Annotated in this window: 21 protein-coding genes; 3 read left to right on the forward strand and 18 right to left on the reverse strand. The window is 60.6% G+C overall.

Features of this window, described 5'->3' with window-relative positions; all coding sequences use genetic code 11:
• Nucleotides 1-2: 2 nt before the first annotated feature.
• The 12 genes from OQ460_RS02155 to OQ460_RS02210 are packed head-to-tail and all read right to left on the reverse strand — an operon-like array spanning nt 3 to nt 10,724.
• Nucleotides 3-2,315 (reverse strand): MMPL family transporter, encoded by a 2,313-nt coding sequence (locus OQ460_RS02155; RefSeq protein WP_410020282.1) that lies wholly within the window; start codon nt 2,313-2,315, stop codon nt 3-5.
• On the reverse strand, nt 2,305-2,895 hold the full coding sequence (locus tag OQ460_RS02160; RefSeq protein WP_410020283.1) for an outer membrane lipoprotein carrier protein LolA: 591 nt from the start codon (nt 2,893-2,895) through the stop codon (nt 2,305-2,307). The genes OQ460_RS02155 and OQ460_RS02160 overlap by 11 nt, the downstream gene beginning before the upstream one ends.
• Nucleotides 2,892-3,317 (reverse strand): acyl-CoA thioesterase, encoded by a 426-nt coding sequence (locus tag OQ460_RS02165; RefSeq protein WP_410020284.1) that lies wholly within the window; start codon nt 3,315-3,317, stop codon nt 2,892-2,894. The genes OQ460_RS02160 and OQ460_RS02165 overlap by 4 nt, the downstream gene beginning before the upstream one ends.
• Entirely contained in the window at nt 3,310-4,854 is a 1,545-nt protein-coding gene (locus OQ460_RS02170) for an HAL/PAL/TAL family ammonia-lyase (protein WP_410020285.1), read from the reverse strand. The genes OQ460_RS02165 and OQ460_RS02170 overlap by 8 nt, the downstream gene beginning before the upstream one ends.
• Nucleotides 4,835-5,773 carry a glycosyl transferase gene (locus OQ460_RS02175; protein WP_410020286.1) on the reverse strand — a complete coding sequence of 313 codons (939 nt, stop codon included), beginning with the start codon at nt 5,771-5,773 and terminating at the stop codon, nt 4,835-4,837. The genes OQ460_RS02170 and OQ460_RS02175 overlap by 20 nt, the downstream gene beginning before the upstream one ends.
• On the reverse strand, nt 5,770-6,504 hold the full coding sequence (locus OQ460_RS02180; RefSeq protein WP_410020287.1) for a glycosyltransferase family 2 protein: 735 nt from the start codon (nt 6,502-6,504) through the stop codon (nt 5,770-5,772). Before OQ460_RS02180 ends, OQ460_RS02175 begins: the two co-directional genes overlap by 4 nt.
• Nucleotides 6,497-8,167, reverse strand: coding sequence for an AMP-binding protein (locus tag OQ460_RS02185; protein ID WP_410020288.1), 1,671 nt, complete (start codon nt 8,165-8,167; stop codon nt 6,497-6,499). The genes OQ460_RS02180 and OQ460_RS02185 overlap by 8 nt, the downstream gene beginning before the upstream one ends.
• Nucleotides 8,164-8,709: a hypothetical protein gene (locus OQ460_RS02190; protein WP_410020289.1), complete on the reverse strand. Its 546-nt coding sequence runs from the start codon at nt 8,707-8,709 to the stop codon at nt 8,164-8,166. Before OQ460_RS02190 ends, OQ460_RS02185 begins: the two co-directional genes overlap by 4 nt.
• On the reverse strand, nt 8,706-8,960 hold the full coding sequence (locus tag OQ460_RS02195) for an acyl carrier protein (RefSeq protein ID WP_410020290.1): 255 nt from the start codon (nt 8,958-8,960) through the stop codon (nt 8,706-8,708). Before OQ460_RS02195 ends, OQ460_RS02190 begins: the two co-directional genes overlap by 4 nt.
• Nucleotides 8,961-8,969: 9 nt before the next feature.
• Nucleotides 8,970-9,239: a phosphopantetheine-binding protein gene (locus OQ460_RS02200; protein ID WP_410020291.1), complete on the reverse strand. Its 270-nt coding sequence runs from the start codon at nt 9,237-9,239 to the stop codon at nt 8,970-8,972.
• Nucleotides 9,223-10,029, reverse strand: a complete 807-nt coding sequence (locus tag OQ460_RS02205) for a lysophospholipid acyltransferase family protein (RefSeq protein WP_410020292.1) — start codon at nt 10,027-10,029, stop codon at nt 9,223-9,225. Before OQ460_RS02205 ends, OQ460_RS02200 begins: the two co-directional genes overlap by 17 nt.
• Nucleotides 10,005-10,724 (reverse strand): beta-ketoacyl synthase chain length factor, encoded by a 720-nt coding sequence (locus OQ460_RS02210; RefSeq protein WP_410020293.1) that lies wholly within the window; start codon nt 10,722-10,724, stop codon nt 10,005-10,007. Before OQ460_RS02210 ends, OQ460_RS02205 begins: the two co-directional genes overlap by 25 nt.
• Before the next feature lie 347 nt (nt 10,725-11,071).
• On the opposite strand from OQ460_RS02210, the gene OQ460_RS02215 reads away from it, so the two are divergent.
• On the forward strand, nt 11,072-11,836 hold the full coding sequence (locus OQ460_RS02215; RefSeq protein ID WP_410020294.1) for a ParA family protein: 765 nt from the start codon (nt 11,072-11,074) through the stop codon (nt 11,834-11,836).
• 63 nt (nt 11,837-11,899) lie between these two features.
• Here the strand turns inward: OQ460_RS02215 and trxC are convergent, their stop codons facing one another.
• The 4 genes from trxC to OQ460_RS02235 all read right to left on the reverse strand — a co-directional run bounded on the left by trxC (nt 11,900) and on the right by OQ460_RS02235 (nt 19,088).
• A complete protein-coding gene (trxC, locus tag OQ460_RS02220) occupies nt 11,900-12,334 on the reverse strand; it encodes a thioredoxin TrxC (protein ID WP_410020295.1) in 435 nt (144 codons plus the stop codon).
• A 48-nt stretch (nt 12,335-12,382) separates the two neighbouring features.
• Nucleotides 12,383-13,846 (reverse strand): protein adenylyltransferase SelO, encoded by a 1,464-nt coding sequence (gene selO / locus OQ460_RS02225; RefSeq protein WP_410020296.1) that lies wholly within the window; start codon nt 13,844-13,846, stop codon nt 12,383-12,385.
• Nucleotides 13,847-13,894: 48 nt separating this feature from the next.
• Entirely contained in the window at nt 13,895-17,278 is a 3,384-nt protein-coding gene (gene mscK / locus OQ460_RS02230) for a mechanosensitive channel MscK (protein WP_410020297.1), read from the reverse strand.
• 67 nt (nt 17,279-17,345) lie between these two features.
• Nucleotides 17,346-19,088: a potassium/proton antiporter gene (locus tag OQ460_RS02235; protein WP_410020298.1), complete on the reverse strand. Its 1,743-nt coding sequence runs from the start codon at nt 19,086-19,088 to the stop codon at nt 17,346-17,348.
• Nucleotides 19,089-19,421: 333 nt separating this feature from the next.
• Between OQ460_RS02235 and OQ460_RS02240 the strand changes: the two genes are divergently transcribed.
• Together OQ460_RS02240 and OQ460_RS02245 are read left to right on the forward strand one after the other, a co-directional pair.
• Complete coding sequence (locus OQ460_RS02240; RefSeq protein WP_339533303.1) at nt 19,422-19,652, forward strand: hypothetical protein; 231 nt, start codon at nt 19,422-19,424, stop codon at nt 19,650-19,652.
• On the forward strand, nt 19,649-19,951 hold the full coding sequence (locus OQ460_RS02245) for a cell division protein ZapA (protein WP_410020299.1): 303 nt from the start codon (nt 19,649-19,651) through the stop codon (nt 19,949-19,951). The genes OQ460_RS02240 and OQ460_RS02245 overlap by 4 nt, the downstream gene beginning before the upstream one ends.
• Nucleotides 19,952-19,990: 39 nt before the next feature.
• Here the strand turns inward: OQ460_RS02245 and OQ460_RS02250 are convergent, their stop codons facing one another.
• Together OQ460_RS02250 and OQ460_RS02255 are read right to left on the reverse strand one after the other, a co-directional pair.
• The gene (locus OQ460_RS02250; protein ID WP_410020300.1) at nt 19,991-20,197 is read right to left on the reverse strand and encodes a hypothetical protein; all 207 of its coding nucleotides are present in this window, start codon (nt 20,195-20,197) and stop codon (nt 19,991-19,993) included.
• A gap of 161 nt (nt 20,198-20,358) precedes the next feature.
• Entirely contained in the window at nt 20,359-22,161 is a 1,803-nt protein-coding gene (locus tag OQ460_RS02255; protein WP_410020301.1) for an acyl-CoA dehydrogenase, read from the reverse strand.
• Nucleotides 22,162-22,293: the final 132 nt, after the last annotated feature.

Here is a 22,293-nt window from a genome sequence, read left to right on the forward strand (position 1 = left end):
CATCAGTTGAGGTGCTCCCGGTGGCTCGCCCATGGCGCCAGCATGAAACTGAACGCTAGGCCCAGGCTCACCGAGAGGCCGAAGTTGCTCACAGCCGGTGTACTGGAAACCGCCAGCAAACCAAAGGATAGCCATGTGGTGATGGCCGCCAGCAGTGTACCCAGCAGACTGACGGCGGCGCCGCCGATCTGCTCGCGCATCAGGATCGCGTAGTCGACACTGATAGCCGTCACCAGTAACAGGCCGAACAGGCTGAACAGCGTCAACGGCTGCCCCAGCCAACCGAGGCTGGCCAGGCTGCACACGGCCGCCAGCAGAGGCAGCGCGACAATGCGCAGGGCCCCGCCAAATCCGAATGGCAGGATCAGCAGCAATACAATCAGTACACAGGAGATTAATTTCAATTGGGCTGCACTGATTTGGGTGGCGGCAAATACCCGGTTCAAATCCCCGAGGCGATCCACCAACTGCACACCGGGCAAATCCAGGGCCTGGACCCGTAGCAGTGCCGGGTCGTTCAGGCCCTGCAGGCTGACCATCGCCGCCACGCCGCCGTCGACATTGCCCAGCCACAACACACGCCAGGGCTCGGCCAACGGGCCGACCAATGCGGCGTCTATATCTTCTGTGGGCAACGCCTGCAACTGCGCCAGTTCAGTGTGCAAGGCGCTGGCAGGAACGCCGAGGTCCAGCAACGGCTGCCAGAGTGGTGGCAGTTTGTTCAGGGCTTGGCGCACCTGTTGTTGCTCGGCAGGTGGGCTGACCAGTTGCGTGAGTGCCAGGTAGCCTTGCAGCTTGTCCATGTTGACCAGTTGATCCAGGCGCTGGCTCAGCGCGGCCTGGCGCTCCAGTAACTGCGGTTGATTGTCTGCTCGCACCAGGAAAAACTGGCTGGTGGGTTGATAGCCGGTAATCCTTGCAATGGCTTGCGCCTCCTGTAGCAACTGTGCTGGTGCGCCGACCCATTGGCGGATGTCGTTTTTGCTGTTCAGTTGCCACAGGCCACCGGCACAGAACAGCAGCGCCAGTACCAGCAATGCTTGGCTGGGCAGGCGCCTGAGCAGCGATTCGCGCACGCCCAGCAGGAACTCGGCAATTTGCAATGGCCATTGCGCCGGGCGCAGCTCCATGCCGCTGAGCAACGCCGGTAACAGGCACACCGCCGACAAGTACGCGCCCACCAGGCCGGCGGCGGAAAACACCGCGATCTGGGTCAGCGCCGGGAACGGCGTCCAGGCCAGGGCCAGGTAGCCGATGCAACTGGTGGCCAGGCTCAGGCTCAACCCCGGCAACGTCAGGCGCAAGGCCGGCCAACTGCGCCAGGGTTGCAGGTTCCAGCTCTTGGACAGGTAGTGCAACGGGTAGTCGATGGCGACGCCGATCAGGCTGGCGCCCAGCACCAGGGTCATCACGTGCATATGGCCAAACAGCGCAACGCAGGCCACTGCACCAAACAACATGCCCACCAGTACCGGAATGAAAGCCAGCAGCGCCCGCCAGCGACGAAACGCCAGCAACAGCAGCAACACAATACCGAGCGTTGCGCCGCCGCCGATCCAGGTGATTTCGCGGGAGGCCTGCTGTTGACCGCTGGCGGCGTATAGCAGGCCGCTGGCAGCGAGCAATTGCACGTCTTGCTCGCTGGCCTGTTCGCGGCTCGACTGCAGTAGCTCGGCGACTTGCAGCGGCAGTCTCATATCGAACGCATTACCGGTGGTACGCGCCCGCAGCAGCACCCAGTTTTTGCCTTCGGCATCGGCAATCAGCGCGCCGCTGCCAATGTCCAATTGCACCGCGCCATGCTGTGGCTGGCTGTCCTGAATGCGTCCGGTCAGGCCAAGCCAGTCGTCCTGGCTCGGCACCAGGCTGAAGCCGGTGAAGGGGTCGAACAGCGCCTGCACCCGTTGCGCAATAAACGCCTCGGGCTGCTTGATCAACTGCTCGCGGTCCCTGGTCGAGAGCATGGCCAGGCGCCCTTGCAGCAATTGTTTACGCAGCGCCGGCAGATCGGCCTGCACATTCCAGGTGATCTTTTCAAACAGGCCACTGGCCTGCCAGCGCTCGGCCAGTTGCCGAGCCATGGCCAGTGCCTGTTGGCGTTCGGTGTGGCCCACCAGCACCAGCATTTCGCGGTTCAGCGGTTCTTGCATACGCTGTTCGGCCTGAAGCTCCAGGGCGTCGGACGTGCTGCCGGGCACCAGTTCCATCAGGTTGGCCGACAGCGGGGCGCCGTTGCGCCATTGCCAGCCGGCCAGGGCCAGCACAGCCACCAGCAGGATCAGGAATGCGCGGGGCAACCAGCGTTCACGGGGCAAAATCGTGTTGCTCCGTCTCGCTCAACGGTTTACCCGCCGTGCTGTCTTGCAGGCGCAACACGGTGCTGTCGCCCTGGGTTTCCAGCAGCTCGATTTTTTGCACCAGCTTGCCGCCGTCGATATTGATTTGCGTGAAGACTTGTTTGAGCAGTAGTGAGCGCGGAATCAGCGTCAGTTTCCACGCCGTGGCCACGCCTTGCAGTTGCAGCTCGAAGTCCCGCTGCAAGCCGCTGCTGTCGCCTTGCAGTACGGCGAGGAATAAACGGTTCTGCTGCGCGCCGGCGCTTTTGTTCGGCAGCGGTTGCCAGCCGCTGGCGTCGCGCCGGGCAATGCCTTGGGCGGTGATGCGATAGTCCTGCTGCAACGGCGTTTCAAGCAGCCACAGCAGGCCGTGATCCTTGGCCAGCACGAACGTGCCCTTGCTGGTGAGCGGTTGCTCCAGGGCGCGCAGGTGTTTTTCCTGGATGAAACTGCCGTGGATCACGCTGGGCCTGGCCAACTGATCGCTGAGTTGTTGCAAGTCAAAGGCGTGAACCTGGCAAGACAGCAACAGGGCGCAGACGAGCGCGAAGAGCTTCATGGCAGGGCCCTCTCTACGGCATCGACGAATACCTTGGGGGAGGCCAACTGCATCTCGCGGCTGGCGATCTCGACTGCCACTTGCACGGTGCTGGCGCGGGTCAGGCGTTCACCGGTGGCCAGGTCGCTGATCAGGTAATTGACCTTCAAGCGGTTCTCCCACTCCACCAGGCTGGCGCGCACATTGATCGTTTGACCGAAGGTGGCGCCGCGCACATAGCGCAGTTGCATGTCGATTACCGGCCAGGCAAAGCCGGACTCCAGCATCGCCGTGTAGTTGTGGCCGATCTTGTCCAGCAGCGCGCAACGCGCGACTTCCAGGTATTTGACGTAGTGGCCGTGCCAGACCACGTTCATGGTGTCGATATCGAAGAACGGCACCAGGATTTCTGTGTCGCTGTGCAATACGCCCTGGCTACGCATGCAGCCTCCAGTGTTGTTCGGCAATGCGTTGCAGGCACAGGCGCAATTCGCCTTCCAGGGCACGGTCTTCGATGACGGGCGCAAAGTCCTTGGCCAGTGCCTCATGCATGGCGGCCAGGGCCGGTGGCAGCGGGCGGGCGTCGGCGGCCTGGGCGCGCAGCCACACGCCCTGGTTGGCTGCGAGCAAGGTGGCGGCGGCGACCTGTTCGGTCAGCTCCAGCACCCGGATCGCATCGCGGGCGGCGATGGTGCCCATGCTCACTTTGTCTTGGTTGTGGCACTCGGTGGAGCGCGAGAACACGCTGGCAGGCATGGTGTTTTTCAAGGCTTCGGCAGTCCAGGCGCTGGTGCCGATCTGCACGGCCTTGAAACCGTGGTTGATCATGGCGCGATCAGCCGGCGCGCCTGACAGGTTGCTCGGCAAGCCGTGGTTGTAGCGCACGTCTACCAGCAGCGCGAGCTGCCGGTCCAGCAGGTCGGCAACGTTGGCCACCAGGGTCTTGAGACTGTCCATGGCGAAGGCGATATGACCGCCGTAGAAGTGCCCGCCGTGCAGCACGCGTTCGGCCTCGGCGTCGATGATCGGGTTGTCGTTGGCGCTGTTGAGTTCGATCTCGATAAACGAGCGCAGCCAGTTCAGGCTGTCAGCCAGCACGCCAAGCACATGCGGCGCGCAGCGCAGGGAGTAGCGATCCTGCAAGCGATGCAAAGGTGCGGTCGGCGCGTCGATAGCCAGGTCTTTGCGCAACCAGGCGGCGACTTGCATCTGGCCGGGGTGCGGCTTGGCGGCGAACAGGCGTTCGTCGAAGTGTTCCGGGTTGCCTTGCAGCGCTACCACGTTCAGCGCGGTGATGCGGGTGGCCAGTTGCAGCAGATAATCGGCGCGGGCGAAAGCCAGGCAGGCCAGGCCGGTCATCACGGCGGTGCCGTTCATCAGCGCCAAGGCTTCCTTGGGGCGCAGCACCAGGGGGTCCCAGCCCAATTCCCGGTGTACGTCAGCAGCAGCGCGACGTTCGCCACGGAACATCACTTCGCGTTCACCGGACAAGGTGGCGGCCACGTATGACAGCGGCGTCAGATCGCCGCTGGCGCCGACCGAGCCTTCTTCCGGGATTAGCGGCAGTACATCGAATTCGAGAAACGCCTGCAGGCGTTCCAGCAATTGCACGCGTACCCCGGACACACCGTGGCACAGCGACTGCAAGCGCGCGGCCAGCACGGCGCGGGTGGCTTGCGCATCCAGCAGCTTGCCCAGGCCACAGCCGTGGAAGGTGTACAGGTGACGCGGCAAGGCTTCGACATGCTCCAACGGCACCGCCACCACGCATGAGTCGCCGTAACCGGTGGTCACGCCGTAGATCACGCCTTCCTTGTCCAGCAGCGAATCAAGGAACTGCGCGCCCTTGGCGATACGTTGGCGATACTCGGTATCGGCCTGCAGCCGGGGCGGCGCCTGACGGTTGGCCAGGGCCAGCACGTCTTCGATGCGCAAAGGGAGTTCGCCGAAGGTTACCGGCTCATGCAGATGCGTCGTCATCGGTCTTCCAGAAAGGGTAAAAATTGAACCATTGTAGGGGCGCTTCCAGGCAGAAATGGCCCAGGCGTTCGGCATAGCGGGCGGTCCAGGTGGCGATCACCTGCTGACGGTCGCTGCGCTTCCATTCGATCAACTGCGCGAAGGGTTCGATGATCAAGCGATAGCGGCCCTGGTGTTTGAGGCACATCAGCAGGTTGACCGGGCACTTGAGCAGTCCGGCCAACAGCCACGGGCCTTGAGGGAAGGCCGCGTCATGCCCGAGAAAATCCACCCGTACAGTGCGGCCGCCGTGCAGTGGTACGCGGTCACCGGCAATCGCCAGCCATTCGCCGTCGTCCAGGCGCTGGCTGAGCAACAGCATTACTGCCGGGTCCAGCTCGCTGACCTGGATCAGCCGCAGGTTGGTTGCCCCGGCCTCGCCCAGCAGGCGGTTGAAACGTTCGGCGTGCTTGGTATGCACCAGCACATTCATGGTGACTTTCTCGCCCAGTTCGGCGAGGGCGCGGCACACTTCCAGGTTGCCCAGGTGCGCGCCCACCAGCATCTGCCCGCGTTCGCTGCGCAGTTGGCCGCGTAGCTGTGCCGGGTCGAGGATCTCGATTTGTTCCAGGCGCAGCTTGCCGTTCCACACGTCGAGCTTGTCCAGCAGCGCGTCGGCAAAGGCCATGAACTGGCCGAACACCCGGCGATGGCTGGGGCGCAAGTCGTCACGGGCGCTCCAGTCTGCCAGCCGCTGCTGGTATTGCCAGGCGCTGTGGCGAGCGGCGCGACCAAACACGAAAAAGTACAGGACGATGCCATACAGCAGCGGGCTCAACAGCCGGCGCCCGAGGACTTTGGCGGCAAATGCAGTGAGCCGCATCAGCCACAGACTGCCGCGCTCTTGGCGGTCGGCCCAGTGCCTGGCGTTGTCGTTCATGCCTGCCACCGGCGCCACAGGATCATCGGCGCACGTACCAACATGCCGAAGAACAGCCGGGTATGCATGGAAGAAATCAGCAGGTTGTCGTGGACCATGCGAAAGTGCGACAGGCCATCGGTCGGGTAACGTACGCGGGTCGGCAGCCAGCGCATCGGCTGGTTGCGCCACGACAGGCGCACCAGGATATCGGAGTCGAAGTCCATGCGTTTGCCGATGTTGGCCGAATCCATCAACTCCAGCACCGGCGCCAGCGGGTAGATACGAAAACCGCACATCGAATCGCGAATCTGCAGCGACAGGCTGTTGATCCATACCCAGACATGGGTCAGGTAACGCGCATATAAACGGCCCTTGGGCACGCTATCGTCGTATTCGGGGTAGCCGCAGATCAGTGCATCGGGGTGGGTGCGCGAGGCGTCGAGGAAGGAGGTGACTTCTCGCAGGTCGTGCTGGCCGTCGGCGTCCACCTGCAAGGCGTGGGTAAAGCCCAGTCGTGCCGCTTGGCGAAAGCCCGCCATCACGGCCGCCCCCTTGCCTTGGTTGGTGGGCAGGGTCAGCAGCGACACATTGGGCAGACTCGACAGTCGCTCCAGCACGGCGGCACAGGCCGGGCTGCTGCCGTCGTCCACCAGCAGGCAGGGCAGGCCGCTGTCCAGCAGGCGGCTGACCACCGCGGGGACGGCCGTCTCATGGTTGTAGACCGGGATCAGGGCGCAGGCGTTATGCATGTTCGGCCTCCAGCAGAATCCGTCCGCTGGAGCAGGCGGCGGTGTCATTGCGGTAGGCAAAGTAAAGCTTGCTGCGCTCTCGGTCGAAGCGCAGATGCAACTCGATCCGATCGGTGGGGCGCACCAGTTGCTGGAACTTGAGCACCTCCATGCCTGCAAATTTACCTGGCAGGTCGAGCAATCGTTGACCCTGGCTCAGGGCCCACTCCACCTGCACCACTCCCGGCAGCACCGGGGTCTGGGGGAAGTGACCGCTGAAATAGGCCAGGTCGGGTGGAATCGCCAATTGCAAGGTCCACTCGCCGTCGGTTTCGACCTGTTCCAGGATTTCCGGGGCTTTCGGCCGGGGAGCCAGCAGCAAGGCTTCTACGTCAGCCTGGGGCAGCTTGCCTTGGGCGTTGAACGGCAATTGCCGCAACAGGCGCCAGCGACGGGGCAGCGCCAGGGCTTCGCAGTGCTGGCTCAGATGCTGGCGCAAGGCCTGGGTCACGCAACGACGGCCCTGGTTGCGCAAGGCGTGCAGGCCGTCGCTGCTGAGTACCACCAGTGCACCGAGGGAGGCACGGTTTTCTGTCACCACACCCAGGCGGGTTTCTTTGACCCATGGGTGATCCATCAACGCTTGCTCCAACATCGGCAGGGCGATGCGTTTTTCTTCCAGCTTGACGATCCGGTCCAGGCGCCCCAGCAATTCAAAGCGGCCGTCAGGGTGCAGGGCCGCGGCATCGGCGGTTTGCTCGATGTGACCTGCTGGCAGGTACGGCGAGGCAATGCGCAAGGCGCCATCAGCGTCCTGGCTCAGTTGCACCCCGGCAAATGGCTGCCATAGCGCCTGGCCCTGGCGCCAGGCAATGCCGCCGGTTTCCGAGCTGCCGAGGATTTCCGTTGGCCATTGCTGCAGGCGTTGTTGCAGGCTGTTGGCTGCGTCGTCTGGCAGCGCGCCGCCCGAGGAAAATACCCGCTTGACTGCACTCAAGGCCGGCCAGTCGAGGTTATCGCCCATGCGCTTGAGCAATGCCGGGCTGGCGACCCAGGCAAAGTGTGGGTGCTGACGGCTGATGCGCTGCAAATCTTCCGGGAAAGGCAGTTGCTGGCGCACGAAAGGGCGACCGGCGCACAGCGGCCACAGCACACGGAACAACAAACCGTAGATGTGTTGGGTGGCGACGCTGCCGATGATGCACGCGTCGCCCAGGTCCGCGCCCCATAAGGTCTCCAGGGCCAGGACCTCATTGGCCAGTTGGCCCAGGGTTTTGTCGATGCGTTTGGGTTCTCCGCTGGAACCGGAGGTACACAGGCTCAGTTGGCAACTGTGCAGATCCAGGGAGGCAGCGCAGAGCGGTGGCTGGTACAGCGCGTCGAGATCGCTTGCCTCGGTCAGCCAGGCATCGACTTCGCCCGCCCAGCGTTGGCGCGTCTGGGGTTGCAGGTCGGCCGGAAGCAACACGCTGGCGCCGGCACGCCAGGCTCCCAGCAGGGCAACGGCCAGCAGGCCGGCGTCGCTCAGGTGTACGGCCAGGCGCCGGACACCGCGCGCCTGCAGCCCGGCAGCCAGGCTCAGGGCGTAGCCGCACAATTGTGCATGATGCATGGCAGGCTCGGTGGTGACCGGACGCTGTGCTACAGGCTCAAGCAGCAAATGCTCAAGATTCACCCAATTCATACGCGGCCTCGAACCTTCTGTCGTATCAGCCATTCCACGGCAAACAGCAACCCCATCAACCCGTAGGCGATCAGGCCGTTGTACAACGTCCACCAACTCAATGGCGCCCACAAGGTGAGTGCTGCGGCGAGCAGGCCGTTACACAAGAAAAACACACTCCACGCCACGGTGACCTTGCGGGTATACGCAATGGCGTTCGCAGGCAGTTGCGGGTCGCTCATGCGCGCCAGGCGCTCGACCATCGGCGGACCGTATATCAGGCTCAGGCCGAACAGCGCCAACATGAAACCGCTGACCAGGCTTGGGTACCAACGCAACAATTGCGGGTTGTCGAACCATGCCAGCAGCAGGCAAAACACAATGGCGATCACCGCCATCCAGCGAGCGCCTGGGTTGCGGGCGCCGGTCAGCGCCCTCAGCAACCAAAGGCAGGCCAGCAGCAGGCCAAATTGCCACGGCGCAAAATGCTCGGTGCCAAAATACACGGCGAAAGGGTACAGCAGCCCTGCCAGCAACAGACCAAGGCCGATCAGCCGGCTCATGCGGTCGGTTGAACCAGACGGTAGACCGCCTCGACTACGTCATTGACTGTGCGCACGGTCTTGAATTCTTCGGCAGCGATTTTTTTACCAGTCTGGCGCTTGATGTGATCGATCAGATCCACCGCATCAATGCTGTCGATTTCCAGGTCCTGGTACAGGTTGGCGTCGAGGGTGACGCGCTCAGGGGGCAATTCAAACAGTTCCACCAAGGCATCGCGCAGGGTGTTGAAGATATCGTCACGAGTTTGCATGGTTAGGTCTCAAGCTGCCTGTCTGGCCGTGACGAACGCCGCGAGGCTGGCCACGTTGGTGAAGTGATTGCGGGTGTCCTTGGCGTCGGCATCGATCTTGATACCGTACTTTTTCTGGATTGCCAGGCCCAATTCCAGGGCGTCTACCGAGTCCAGGCCCAGGCCTTCGCCGAACAGGGTTTGCTCGTTACCGATGTCGTCCACGTTGATGTCTTCCAGGCCCAGGGCCTCGATGATCAGTGTTTTTATGTCGTACTCAAGGCTATTTGGGTTGCTCATCTTCGGCGAGCTCCTTAATGAAATAGTGATGCAGGTAATCGTTGAGCTTGCGGGAAGCCTGGGGAGGCTGTCCTTGTGTGGCAAACAAGCGTGGGTCTATATCGGCACCTACCTGCAAGCTGAAATGAAAGCGGCAGTGCGGGATGCGGTACCAGGGCTCGGCCTTGGTCAGGGTGGTCGGGCTGACCTTGAGTACCACCGGGGTAATGACGGTTGCGCCCCGCAGGGCGATGGCCGCTGCGCCACGATGAAAGACCGGCGCCTGGCCCGGCACGGTGCGGGTGCCCTCGGGAAAGATGATCAGGGTCTGGCCATCGCGCAGGGCACCGGCAGCGGCATCGAGCATGTCGATGCTGCCGTCATTGCTGATGTAGCCGGCATCACGCACCGGACCCCGGGTGAAGGGGTTTTGCCACAGGCTTTGCTTGACCACGCAATTGGTCTGGCGCACCAGGCCAATCAGAAATACTACGTCGATCAGCGACGGATGGTTGGCGATGATCATCTGGCCAGGGCGCCCGAGCTTTTCGGCGCCTTCGACGCTGTAGGTGAGAATGCCTGCGCGCTGCATCATCCGGATAAAACACCAGAACAACCGGCTGATGGTATGGCGGGCACGCTGGCGATGCAGGCGGGCGTCTCCCGGCAGGCAACTGAGCAGCGGAAACACCAACAGGCGCAGGCACAGGCTGCCAATACCGAACAGGGAGAAGCTGGCCGCCGTGGCGAACAGACGCCAGTAGTAGGCGTCACGGGGCTTGTCAGTCAGTGGTTGCGTTGCCAGTTCCATACTCGGTTCTTCCAGGCATGTTGGCAGGCGCCCTGTTCGTTGAGCAGGGTGCGCAGCAGGTTCAGGGCGTGGGGCCACTGGGTCTTGGTGGGTTGGACAGTCGCGGTGTGCAGCGCCAGTTGCCATTCGTCGCCTGGCGTCAGCAACAGGCCGAGGGCATAGGGGAAGGGCACATCGTCGATCCACCTTGTGTAAGCCTCGGGCGGTTGCTCTTCGGTGATCATCAGCAGTACGGCCGGCGCACCTTCGTCGAGCAGGGCGACGGCTTCCAGTACGCCGTGCTCCAGGCCATCACCGGCGGCGGCGAGGGCCGTCATTTCGCTGGTTTCGTTACGCAGGATCGACCACAAGCCAATCACGGCGTTATGCACCGACAGGCTGAACTGGGTAGGCGACAGCGGCTGGTTCTTAGCCAGGTCACTGAGAATGTCGAGGGTACGCGGGGTTTCGCCGTGGCGCGAAACAAATACCAACGGCAGATCGTGCAGGCCTTCAGCCAAGGGCCAGCCGACACTGAAAGCCATTCGGGCCAGGCGGCTCAGGCGTCGGCGTTGCATGGCCGGCAGGAACGACACATCGGGTGCGGCATTGCTGTGGTCCAGCAATACCGGCGTCTGGCACCAGTCGCGCCAGCCGTCCACGCTGTCGAGCCCAGGGGCCCACGCGCGCCATTGAGCGATGTTGAAGTTGATCACGGAGAAGATATCCCGCCCCTGCGGGCTTCCTTGTGCAGCAATCGGCCCGCGAAACCGGGACGTGGCGCAATGGCCAGGTGGCGCACATTATCGCGGTGCAGTTGGGTTCTAGCAAATTTTGGTAAAAAAATGTTCACGGGATATTACAAATTAACTAAAAGGAAACGCTGATTGTGCGTCATCGGGGCGGGGGTGCAGGTGTCAGGTATTTCCTGCTTTGTCGGGTTGGTGCGAAGTTGTGGTGCGGGATAAAGCCGACAATGCTGTAGTACTTAAGTGATCAAGGTAGCGAGCGGGCGCTTTTGCCCTCTACACTCGGGCATTCATTGATACACGGAGGTTTTTCCATGCGGCGCGTGGTGTTCAATCAAAAAGGCGGCGTTGGTAAATCCAGCATCGCCTGCAACCTGGCAGCGGTCAGCGCCAGCGAAGGCTATCGAACCCTGTTGGTAGACCTCGATGCACAAGCCAACTCGACCCAGTACCTCACCGGGCTGACCGGTGACGATATTCCCATGGGCATCGCCGACTTCTTCAAGCAGACCCTGTCTTCCGGGGCGAAGAAAAACCAGGTGGATATCTACGAAACCCCATTCGACAACCTGCACGTCATAACCGCTACTGCAGAGCTGGCGGATTTGCAGCCCAAGCTCGAGGCCAAGCACAAGATCAACAAGCTGAGAAAGCTATTGGATGATTTGGCCGAGGATTATGACCGGATTTACCTGGATACTCCGCCGGCCCTGAATTTTTATGCGGTTTCGGCATTGATCGCTGCTGATCGCGTGCTGATCCCCTTCGACTGCGACAGTTTCTCGCGCCAGGCATTGTATGGCCTTTTGCGTGAAATCGAAGAACTGAAGGACGACCATAACGAAGGCCTGGAAGTGGAAGGCATTGTGGTCAACCAGTTCCAGGCTCGTGCGAGCCTGCCGCAACAGATGCTTGACGAGTTGATTGCCGAAGGTTTGCCGGTGCTGCCGGTGTATCTTGCAAGCTCAGTGCGTATGCGTGAGTCTCACCAGCAGAGCAAACCGCTGATTCACCTGGACCCGCGACACAAGCTTACGCAGCAGTTTGTGGAGTTGCATAACTTGCTGGAAAACACGTGATGGCCTTTTGTGAGAGCGGGCTTGCTCGCTCCCACATTGGCCGGTGTTGGTTCCAAACTTGATCTACACCCCCTGGCTACGCAACCAGTTCATCAACTGCGGCAAGGGAAACGCTCCGCTCTGACGCGCCACCTCCCGGCCGTTCTTGAACAGAATCAAACTGGGAATCGAGCGAATCCCCAATTGCCCTGAAAGCTGCTGGTTTGCCTCGCTGTCCAGTTTGGCCAGCCGGCACTGGCCGACTAACTGCCCGGCTGCCTGCTCAAATACCGGCGCAAACGAGGTGCAGGGCCCGCACCATTGCGCCCAGACATCCACCAGCAATGGCAAGTCGCCCTTGATCTGGCTGGCGTAGTCGCCCTGTTTCAGTTCAAACGGTTTGGTCAGTAAAACCGGTTGTTTGCATCGTCCGCACTTGGGCATATCACCCAGGCGTTCGCCGGGAATGCGGTTAAGGCCGTTGCAATGCGGGCAGGGAATCACAAGTGGATCGGGCATGACGGGCTCCGTTGAAATAGCCAATGAACTCAACTCGCTGAAAAAACATTAAGACGAACAGCTGATCTCCAGGTGCTTGCCCCAGTCCGGCGGTCGTTGCGCGTATTGTTCCATCCCCACCTGTTCCTCGAACGGCCTGCTCAGCACTTCATGTAAACGTCGCACTTCGCTGTAGTCGCCCGATTGCGCAGCAGTGATGGCGTTCTGTGCCAGGTAATTGCGCAGGATGTACAGCGGGTTCACTGCGTGCATCCGTTCACGGCGCTGCGCTTCGTTGTCATTGTCTTCCCGCAAGAGCCGGGCCTTGTACATGTCCGCCCAGGCATCAAAGCCTGCGAGGTCGACGAAATCATCGCGCAATCGTGCCACGGCCAATGTAGCGGGCTCGTCCCCCAGGCGGCGGAAGAACAGCGTGTAGTCGACGCTGCTGCCTTGCATCAATTGCAGCAAGCGCTCGACCAACTTCTGGTCGTCTTCTTCGGCGGTGGTGAAACCCAGCCGGCGGCGCATCAGGTCCAGGTAATGCGCCTGATACAGCGGCAGATACAGGCCCAGGGTTTCGCGCAGCGCTTGGACGCTGATGAATGGCGTCAAGGCCTGGGCCAGCGCGCTGAGGTTCCATTGGCCGATCGGCACCTGATTGCTGAATGAATAACGCCCTTGATCATCGGAATGGTTGCAGATGAACTGCGCATCGAAGTCATCGAGGAAGGCAAACGGGCCAAAGTCAAAGGTGATGCCCAGGATCGACATGTTGTCGGTGTTCATCACCCCGTGGCAGAAACCGTAGGCCTGCCATTTGGCGATCAGCTCGGCGTTGCGTTCGACGATCTCGCGGAACATCGCCAGGTACGGCTCAGGTTGTTCCTGGCACTTTGCAAAGTGCAGCTTCAAGACATGCTCGGCCAGTTGTTTCTGCTGTTCGGGTTTCTTGGTGTAGTAGAAGTATTCGAAGTGGCCGAAGCGGATATGGCTATGGGCCAGGCGCAAGACCATGGCTGCCCGCTCCTGTTTCTCGCGCCACACCGGTGTGCTGGAGCCGATCACGCACAAGGCGCGGCTGCTGGGAATGTTCAGGGCGTGCAACGCTTCGCTGGCAAGAAACTCACGAATCGAAGAGCGCAGTACCGCACGGCCATCACCCATGCGCGAGTAAGGTGTTTGCCCGGCGCCCTTGAGGTGCAGATCCCAGTGTTCGCCGGCCCGGTTATACACTTCGCCAAGTAACAGGCCGCGGCCATCCCCCAATTGCGGGTTATAGGAGCCGAACTGATGCCCGGAATAAATCATCGCCCGCGGTTCGGCCTCGGCCCACAGTTTGTGCCCGCCGAACAGTTCGGCGAACACCGGTGTTTCAGCGACGCCAGGGTCAAGATCGAGCAAGGCCATGGCTGCCTGGCTCGCGACGACCAGCCGCGGTTCGTCGATAGGCTCGGGTAGCACATGGGTCGAGAAATCGTCACCCAGTCGGGCGAAGCGATTGTCGAAGGTCAGTTCGTCGAGGGCTTTCACCGGCCATCTCCAGCAGAATGTCCGAGCATTCTGCTGGGGATAGCGGCGTTAGTCGAGTTTGCTTGGCGGAGGCGGCGGTGCGTCGGCAACATCGCCGGCCGGCGGTTGTGGTACGTCCTGGTCGTTGGTTGGATTCGGGATAGCCTTTTGGCCTTCCTCTGCCGGCACCAGCTTGTACTCCTGGCCGTTGAGGTTTTTCAGGTAGATCTCCATCTGCCGGAACGAGATATTGATGTGGTGCTTCTTGAATTCGCGGTTGATGAAACGGTTGACCTCATCAAGTACCGGGTTGCGGTCACCCAGGTCCCGCACGTGCATGCGCAGTTCGTGGTCCAGGGTGCTTTCGCCGAAGTTGAGGAAGTAAACCAAGGGTTCCGGCTCTTTCAGTACCCGTGGGTTATCACGGGCGGCCTTGAGCAGTAACTCTTTCACCAGGTCCAGGTCGGAGCCGTAGTCCACCCCGAGTTTCAAGGTGACCCGGGTGACGGTATCGGTCAGCGACCAGTTGATCAGTTGGCCGGTGATGAAGGTTTTGTTCGGGACGATGATGTCCTTGCGGTCGAAATCGGTGATGGTGGTCGCACGGATACGGATCTTGCTCACCGTGCCCGACAGATTGCCGATGGTGATGGTGTCGCCAATGCGTACCGGACGTTCGAACAGGATCATGATGCCGGAGATGAAGTTGGCGAAGATCTCCTGCATGCCGAAGCCCAGGCCGACCGACAGCGCGGCCACCAGCCATTGCAACTTGTCCCAGCTCACGCCGAGGGTCGACAGCGTGGTGACGAAACCGATACCGGCAATCACGTAAGACAGCAGGGTGGTGGCGGCGTAGGCGCTGCCTTGGGCCAGATCGAGCTTGGATAGCACCAGCACTTCCAGCAGGCCCGGGAGGTTGCGCGCCAGGGCGAAAGTAATGCCGATGATGACCAGTGCGCCGATCAAGTCGCCCATGCTGATGGGCACCATACTGATATTGGGCGCGGTGCCGCTGGTGTATTCGTAGAGGGTCACGTTGTCGAGGTAGGAGAATACCGAGATCAGGTCCGACCAGACCCAGTACAGCGCAGCGATGAATCCGCCGAGCAAGGCCAGGCGAATCAGGCGCATCGACTGTTCATTGACCTGTTCGATGTCCAGGGTCGGCTCTTCGACCACCACCTCACCATCGCCGGCTTCCTTGGCGGCCTGGCGTTTTGCCAGGGCGCGTGAGTAGGCCAGGCGCCGTGCGGCGACACCCAGGCCGCGGACGAAAGTGGCTTCGATCACCAGCCAGAACATCAGCAGGTACAGGGTATTGATCAAGCGGTCGCTGAGCTTGAGGGCGGTGTAGTAATAGCCAAAGCACACAGCGATAAACAACGCGATGGGCAATGCGGTAAACAGCACACCCACGGCCTTGCGAAATAGCGAGGCTTTTTCATGGGTCGGGCTGTTGAGCAGCAGGCGACTGAGTAGCCAGGCCATCAGGGCGTAGCAGGTCAGTACCACGGCAATGCCCAAAACGTCATCGGCCAACGCCGCCGGTTGATGCTCGGCGATGGCCACCACGGCCACCAGCGCCAATACCACCAGCCCGAGCTTGCGGATCCAGCCCTGGAGGAATTCGACCTGGGGTTTTTCCCAGCGGAAATGCAGCTCTGCCACGCCGCCCGGCGCGAGGATCCGGTAAGCGGTATAGAACACCAGCCACGCCTGCGCGATCTGCAACAAGGCTGCGCCGAGGTTGGCGTTCTGTCCACGGGCGTCAATTTGCAGGGCATAGCCGCACAGCGCCAGGCCGAGCGCCACGGGCATGGCCAGCAAGATATTTACCAGGATGGCGGTCGGTGTGTGCCACTGGCTGTCACGTTTGAAATGGCCGATATCCAGGTGGATTTTTCTCAGCCGCTCGTAAAGGCTGCTGCGCCGCCACAACAAGGCGCCGATCAGCAGCAGCAACGGCAGGAACAGCAACGGGCGCTGGGTCAGGCCGTCATACAGTTCGCTGACACTGGAAGCCCAGGGCAGTGTGTCGATCTGCTTGGTCAGGCGTGATGGGATGGTTTCTAGCCATTCGGTGTCCAACGGCTTGTTGCTGGGGATCCAGAACATCTGTTCGTCAAGGGTTGCCCGCAGGCTGGCGGCAGTGCTGAGCAGCTGTTTCTGGTTCAACTGCAAGGTGATGGATTCATTGAGCAGCGAGCTCAACTCCCGGCTCAGGCGCTCCAGCAGGTCGCTGCGAGTCACTGCCAGTTCCAACAGGGTGCGACGCAGTTGCGGGGTGACCTGATCCTCTGGCTGGTCCGCCAACAGCGTCTCGACGTAGCGGCTGGGTGGATTGATCAATTCCCGCTGCTGGTTGACCTCGAACTGGTACAGCCGGATGTTGGCGATGTCGTCCGCTAGGTCACGGTCTACCTTGAGTTTGGGCAGGGCCTGCTTTTGCTTATAGAGAATCTTCGATAGCAACAGGCTGCCCTGGAGTACGTTGATCTGCTCGTCCAGGGCGGCATCACTTTGGGTCACGTTATCCAGCATCTGCTTGGTTTGCAGGTTCTGCTGGGTCAGTTCGTTGAGTCGGTCGGTGCCTTTGAGCAGGTAATCGGAGAGTTTAAGGTTGGCGGCGCTTTCCGTGGCCAGCAGGCTGCTGCCACCGGCTTTCTGCGCTTCGATGGACTGCTGGGTTACCGTCTCCTGGGATTGGGCCAGGCGTTTCTGGTTGATCAGTGTTTGCAGGTCCTGGATTTCCTGCTCCAGCCGGGCGGTTTTTTCCACCGCCAGATCATGTTGGCTATTGCCCAGGTCTTGCAGTTGGCTGTTGCCCGCCAGTTCCTGGCGACGCAAGGGGATCAAGGCGTTGAGAGCCGCCAATTCGGCATTCAGTTGGTTGCGCTGGTCGCCGTTGAGGGGCTTGCCATTGTCCTTGCCCGCCTTGAGGATGTTGTTGATCTGTTGAATGCGGGTCTGGCTGCTGCTGATTTCGGTCTGGGCGCGCTCGGGACGTGTCTGGGCGGCGATGCTCAAGCTATTGGCATCGGCCAGCTCTTTTTGCAGGTCGCCTTGCTGGGTACTGCGCTGCACCAGCAGTTGCTCAAGTTGCGGCACTGGCAAGCTGGCGTAGCGTTGGGTGGCCGCAATGACGTTGGTTGCCTTGAGTCGGGCCAGTTCACGCTGGTTTTCCGTGGTCAGGCGTGGAGCGTCTTGCAACTGGCGCTTGAGGTCGCTCAAGCGCTGCTCGTAATCCTGCCTGTTGCCCAGGAAGGTCAGTGTTTGCTGCAGGATACTTTGCAGCGCCTTCATGTCCGCATCAGGCAGTTTGCGGTCAGGCAGCTTGTCCAGAGTCTGTTGGACGGAATCGACACTCGGCGGGTCGGCGGCATACGCCGGACTGACGCAGAGACTCAAACCCAGTAGGGCAGTGGCTAAAAAAGTGCGCAGGATTGTCATAGAGACCGGTCGAACGAGATGAAAAATAGGGAGCGTGACGCCCAAAAGCGCGCCATCGCTGCGCAGTCTAGAGGAAGAGCCCGGGCCCCGGGCGACTTCCTTCGGGGAATCTGACGCCGACTTTGCCGATCTTGTTCCCGTCCATCACAGCGACAGTCCAAATGGTGTTGTTCCACTCGACCTGGTCGCCCACGATTGGTGCACCACCGACTTTCTGGGTGATGAACTGGCTCAGCGGCATGTTTGGATCAATACCTTCAAGCTTTAGCCCGTAGAGTGCCGAAACTGCGCCCAGTTGGGCTTCGCCTTCCAGAACGAAGTCGCCGAAAAAGCGCAGGTCAAGGCCCCGTTGAGGTGCCTGGCTGAACAGTTTGCCCAGGGCGCCCAGGTTGTGTTCATGGCCGATTACACAAAGCAGATCGCCGACTTCCAGCACGGTACTACCCGACGGATGGAGCAGTTGCTGGCCACGAAACAGTGCAGCGATCCGTGTGCCTTCGGGCATTTTCAGCTCGCGAAGAGCTGCGCCGATACACCATTTTTCTGCGCCCAGGCGATAAACGAAGAGTTCCCACTCGCTGGTGATGTGTACTTCCAGGGCTGCCCGGGAGATTGGCGCAGGCTCTGGTGGCACCGTTACTTTCAGCCATTTGGCGACCCAGGGCAGGCTGGTGCCCTGAACGAGCAGCGACACCAGCACGATAAAGAACGCCAGGTTGAAATACAGTTGGGCATTGGGCAGCCCGGCCATCAGCGGGAACACCGCGAGAATGATCGGCACCGCGCCACGCAGGCCGACCCAGGCGATAAAGGCTTTTTCCCGTCCGTGGAACGCCTTGAACGGCAGCAGGCCCACCATGACCGACAGCGGCCGGGCAAACAGGATCATCCACAACGCCAGGCCCAGGGCCGGTAGCGCAATGGGCAGCAGATCATGGGGGGTTACCAGCAGCCCCAGCACCAGGAACATGCCGATCTGCGCGAGCCAGGCCATGCCGTCGAGCATATGCAGGATGCCGTGGCGGCTGCGCACGGGGCGGTTGCCGATTACCAGGCCGCACAGGTAGACCGCAAGGAACCCGCTGCCGTGCAGCGCGTTGGTCAGGGCGAAAACGAACAGGCCGCCGGCTATTACCAGAATCGGATACAGGCCGTTAGCCAGGTTGATGCGGTTGACCATCTGCAACATCAGCCAGCCGCCGCCCAGGCCGATGATGCCTCCGATGCCGAATTCGCGTATCAAGTGGGTCAGCAGGTTCCAGTGCAAGCCCGTCTGGCCGCTGGCGAGCATGTCGATCAGGGTGACGGTGAGAAACACCGCCATTGGGTCGTTGCTGCCGGATTCGATTTCCAGGCTGGCACTTACCCGCTCGTTGAGGCCCTTGCCGCCCAGCAGTGAGAACACCGCCGCAGCGTCCGTAGAGCCGACGATGGCGCCGATCAGCAGGCCTTGAATGAGGTTGAGATCAAACAGCCATGCGGCGGCCATGCCCGTCAGGCCGGTGGTGATCAGCACTCCGATCGTCGCCAGCGACAATGCCGGCCACAGCGCCACGCGGAAACTCGAGACCCGGGTGCGCAAGCCGCCATCGAGCAGGATCACCGCCAGGGCCAGGTTGCCGACAAGGTACGCGGTGGGGTAGTTGTCAAAGATAATGCCGCCGCCGTCGACGCCGGCGAGCATGCCCACGGCCAGGATGATCACCAGGATCGGGATGCCCAGGCGGGACGAAAGGGAACTCACCAGAATGCTCGCACCCACCAGCAACGCGCCGATCAAGAACAGGCTGTTGATGGTCGTTGCATTCAAAGGCAATACTCCAGAAAGAAAGGCGAGGCGCAGGCTGACCATGCAGTCTGCGTGCCAGCGATTCTAACCTGTTGAATTGCGGTGCTGTCAAAAAGGTTTTTTGGGTAGTGGCTGGCAAGGGTGTCCGGCTTGCGGGCGGGGCCCATTCAGAAATCAGGGCCTGAACCACATAGATCTTTGGGGATTCAGGAACCAGATTGCATAAATGCAGTCACTAAGGCTCAAGAGCGTAGCCCGACCCTTAAAATCAAGGCTGCGCGCCAGGATATCCCTGGCTTCCAAGGTGAATTTTCTTTATCGTCACCGCCCTTTGAAAACCCCAGAGAAATCAAAATGTTAGAAACATCCCTCAGTCAACTGGAACAACTGGTCAATGACCTGGTACAGCAGAATCAGCAATTGCTGGGCGCAAATGAGTCCCTCAAGTCGGAACTGGCCCTTGCCAAGGATGAGAACGACAGCTTGCAACTGAGCCTCATGGAGCACGAAGAAAAGCAGGGCGCCACTGCGGCGCGTATTCAGGCGTTGGTTGAGCGCGTGAGCGCAGGTCCTGTCAGCGCATGAATCAAGGCACCGAGGGGATAAAGGTCGTTTCGATTCTCGGTGAGGATTACTCGATCAAGGCGCCGCAAGGGGAAGACAACACCCTGATGAGTGCCGTGACGATGCTCAAGGCGTCTCTGGCCATCACCAAGAAAAAGTATCCGACATTGATCGGCGACAAACTACTGGTGCTGGCGGCACTGAACCTATGCGCCGAACAGATTGAAATGCAGCAGCGACACCAGCAGGAACTCGACCGTTACCAAGAGCAAGTCAGCGCCACGGTCGAGGTGATTGCCAAGGCGATTGGGCACCCATAATCAAAAGTACTCTGGTGCGCAGCGTTGTCAGCGCGCGCGTCAGGCTTTTTTCTCGTACACGATTTTGATCGAGTATTGGTTGTTGGCTTCATAACTGAAGACCTTGTACAAGATCGTCGCAATATCTCCCAAAATGTCGAGCTGATCGCCGGGATTGGCATAGATTAGGTACTCATCTAGCGTTATATCCTGTGCGATGGAAGGGCCACCATTCTTATCGACGAGAACAATTTTCGGCGTTTTCATCACGATTCCTCTAATTGGGTAGCAGTAGGTCAGTGGTGTGGAAGTCAGCGTCGAGCTCGCTGTCATCACCTGCAGCCTACCCAGTGAGAAATCTCTTTGGTAACTGTTAGAAATCACAGGTGCTTAGAACATTAGTTCATTAGCTCACGCGATTTAACCGATTAGAACCACTCATCCTGCATCCCCAGGCACGTATCATCCCGTGTCTCGAGAATCATCAGTTCATGATGGCAGCCCGGTATTTCCCAGGTCAGGAAGTACCGGGCGGCCTGGAGCTTGCCCTTATAGAAAGGGATATCGCCAGCTTTGCCCCTGGCCAGCCCTTCTTCGGCGCGAATGGCCTGCTCCAGCCAGCGCCAGCCGATCACCGTATGCCCAAACACTTTCAGGTACAGCGCCGAGTTGGCCAGGCTGCTGTTGACCTTGCCTTGTGCCAGGTCGCTCAAGAGCCCGAGAGTGACGCTTTGCAAGCGTGCCACTAGCTGCTCCAATGGTTCGCGTAACGCGCTGAGCGATGGATATTCCTGTGCTTGCGCGCCGGTCTCGGCGATCAGGCGAATCAGTTGCTTGAGGCCCGCGCCGCCGTTCTGTGCGAGCTTGCGCCCCAGCAAATCCAGGGACTGAATGCCATGGGTGCCTTCATGGATCGGGTTCAAACGGTTGTCGCGGTAGTACTGCTCCACCGGGTATTCGCGGGTATAACCGTGGCCGCCGAGGATCTGGATCGCCAGCTCGTTGGCTTTCAGGCAAAACTGCGAGGGCCAGGATTTGACGATCGGCGTCAGCAGGTCCAGAAGCTCGTGGGCCTGTTTGCGTTCCGTTTCGGTGTCGAGGGTGGTGGTGTCGTCGAACAGTCGCGCGGCGTACAGGCCCAGGTCGAAGGCGCCTTCTACATAGGCTTTCTGCGTCAGTAGCATGCGCTTGATGTCTGCGTGCTGGATGATCGACACCGGCGCGGTATTCGGGTCTTTGCTGTCCGGCAGACGGCCTTGCGGGCGTTCCCGGGCGTATGCCAGGGAGTAGAGGTAACCGGCATAGCCGAGCATCACCGCACCCATGCCGACGCCAATCCGCGCTTCGTTCATCATTTGGAACATGCAGGCCAGGCCCTGATGGGGTTTTCCCACCAGGTAGCCGACGCATTCACCGTTATCGCCGAAATTCAGCGCGGTTGAAGTAGTGCCGCGCCAGCCCATCTTGTGGAATAGCCCGGCCAGCAGCACATCGTTGCGCTTGCCGAGGCTGCCATCGTCGTTGACCAGGAATTTGGGCACGATAAACAGCGAAATACCCTTCACCCCGGCGGGTGCGTCCGGCAGCTTGGCCAGCACCATATGCACAATGTTTTCCGACAATGGATGATCGCCGCCGGAAATGAAAATCTTGTTGCCCTTGAGACGATAGGTCCCGTCGGCCGCGGGTTCCGCGCGGGTGCGAATATCCGACAGCGACGAGCCGGCATGGGGTTCGGTCAAGGCCATGGTGCCGAAGAATCGGCCCTCGATCATCGGTTGCAGGAAACGTAGTTTTTGCTCTTCGCTGCCGAAGCTTTCGATCAGGTTGGCGGCGCCCATCGTCAGGAACGGGTAGGACGTCGAGGCGGCATTGGCTGCCTGGAAGTGTGCGAAACAGGCTTGGGACAGCAGGGTCGGCAATTGCATGCCACCGGCTTCGAAGCTGCGAGCGGCATTCAGGAAACCAGCTTCCAGGAAGGCATCGACGGCCGGTTTCACTTCGGGAATCAGAACAGCCTGACCATTCTCGAAGCGCGGTTCGTTCTCGTCACCCTTGCGGTTGTGCGGGGCGAAGTACTTCTCGGCAATGCTGCGGGCAGTGCTGATGGCAGCATCGAAGGTTTCGCGGTTGTGCTCGGCAAACCGCTCGCGCTGGGTCAGGCCTTCGGCATCGAGGACTTCATACAGCTCGAAAGCCAGATTGCGGGAACTGAGCAGCGTCTCGGACATGGCGGCTTACCTGTAAAGGAGTGTGCCGCAGTCTAGGAGGGCTAATAAAAATGGGAAAGGAAGATAGATGGGGGTGATGGGGCGGCACAAGCTGCAAGCTACAAGCCGTAAGTAAGAGCGGTCCGCTTCCAC

It is taken from the genome of Pseudomonas imrae (genome assembly GCF_046352735.2).
Taxonomy (GTDB): domain Bacteria; phylum Pseudomonadota; class Gammaproteobacteria; order Pseudomonadales; family Pseudomonadaceae; genus Aquipseudomonas; species Aquipseudomonas imrae.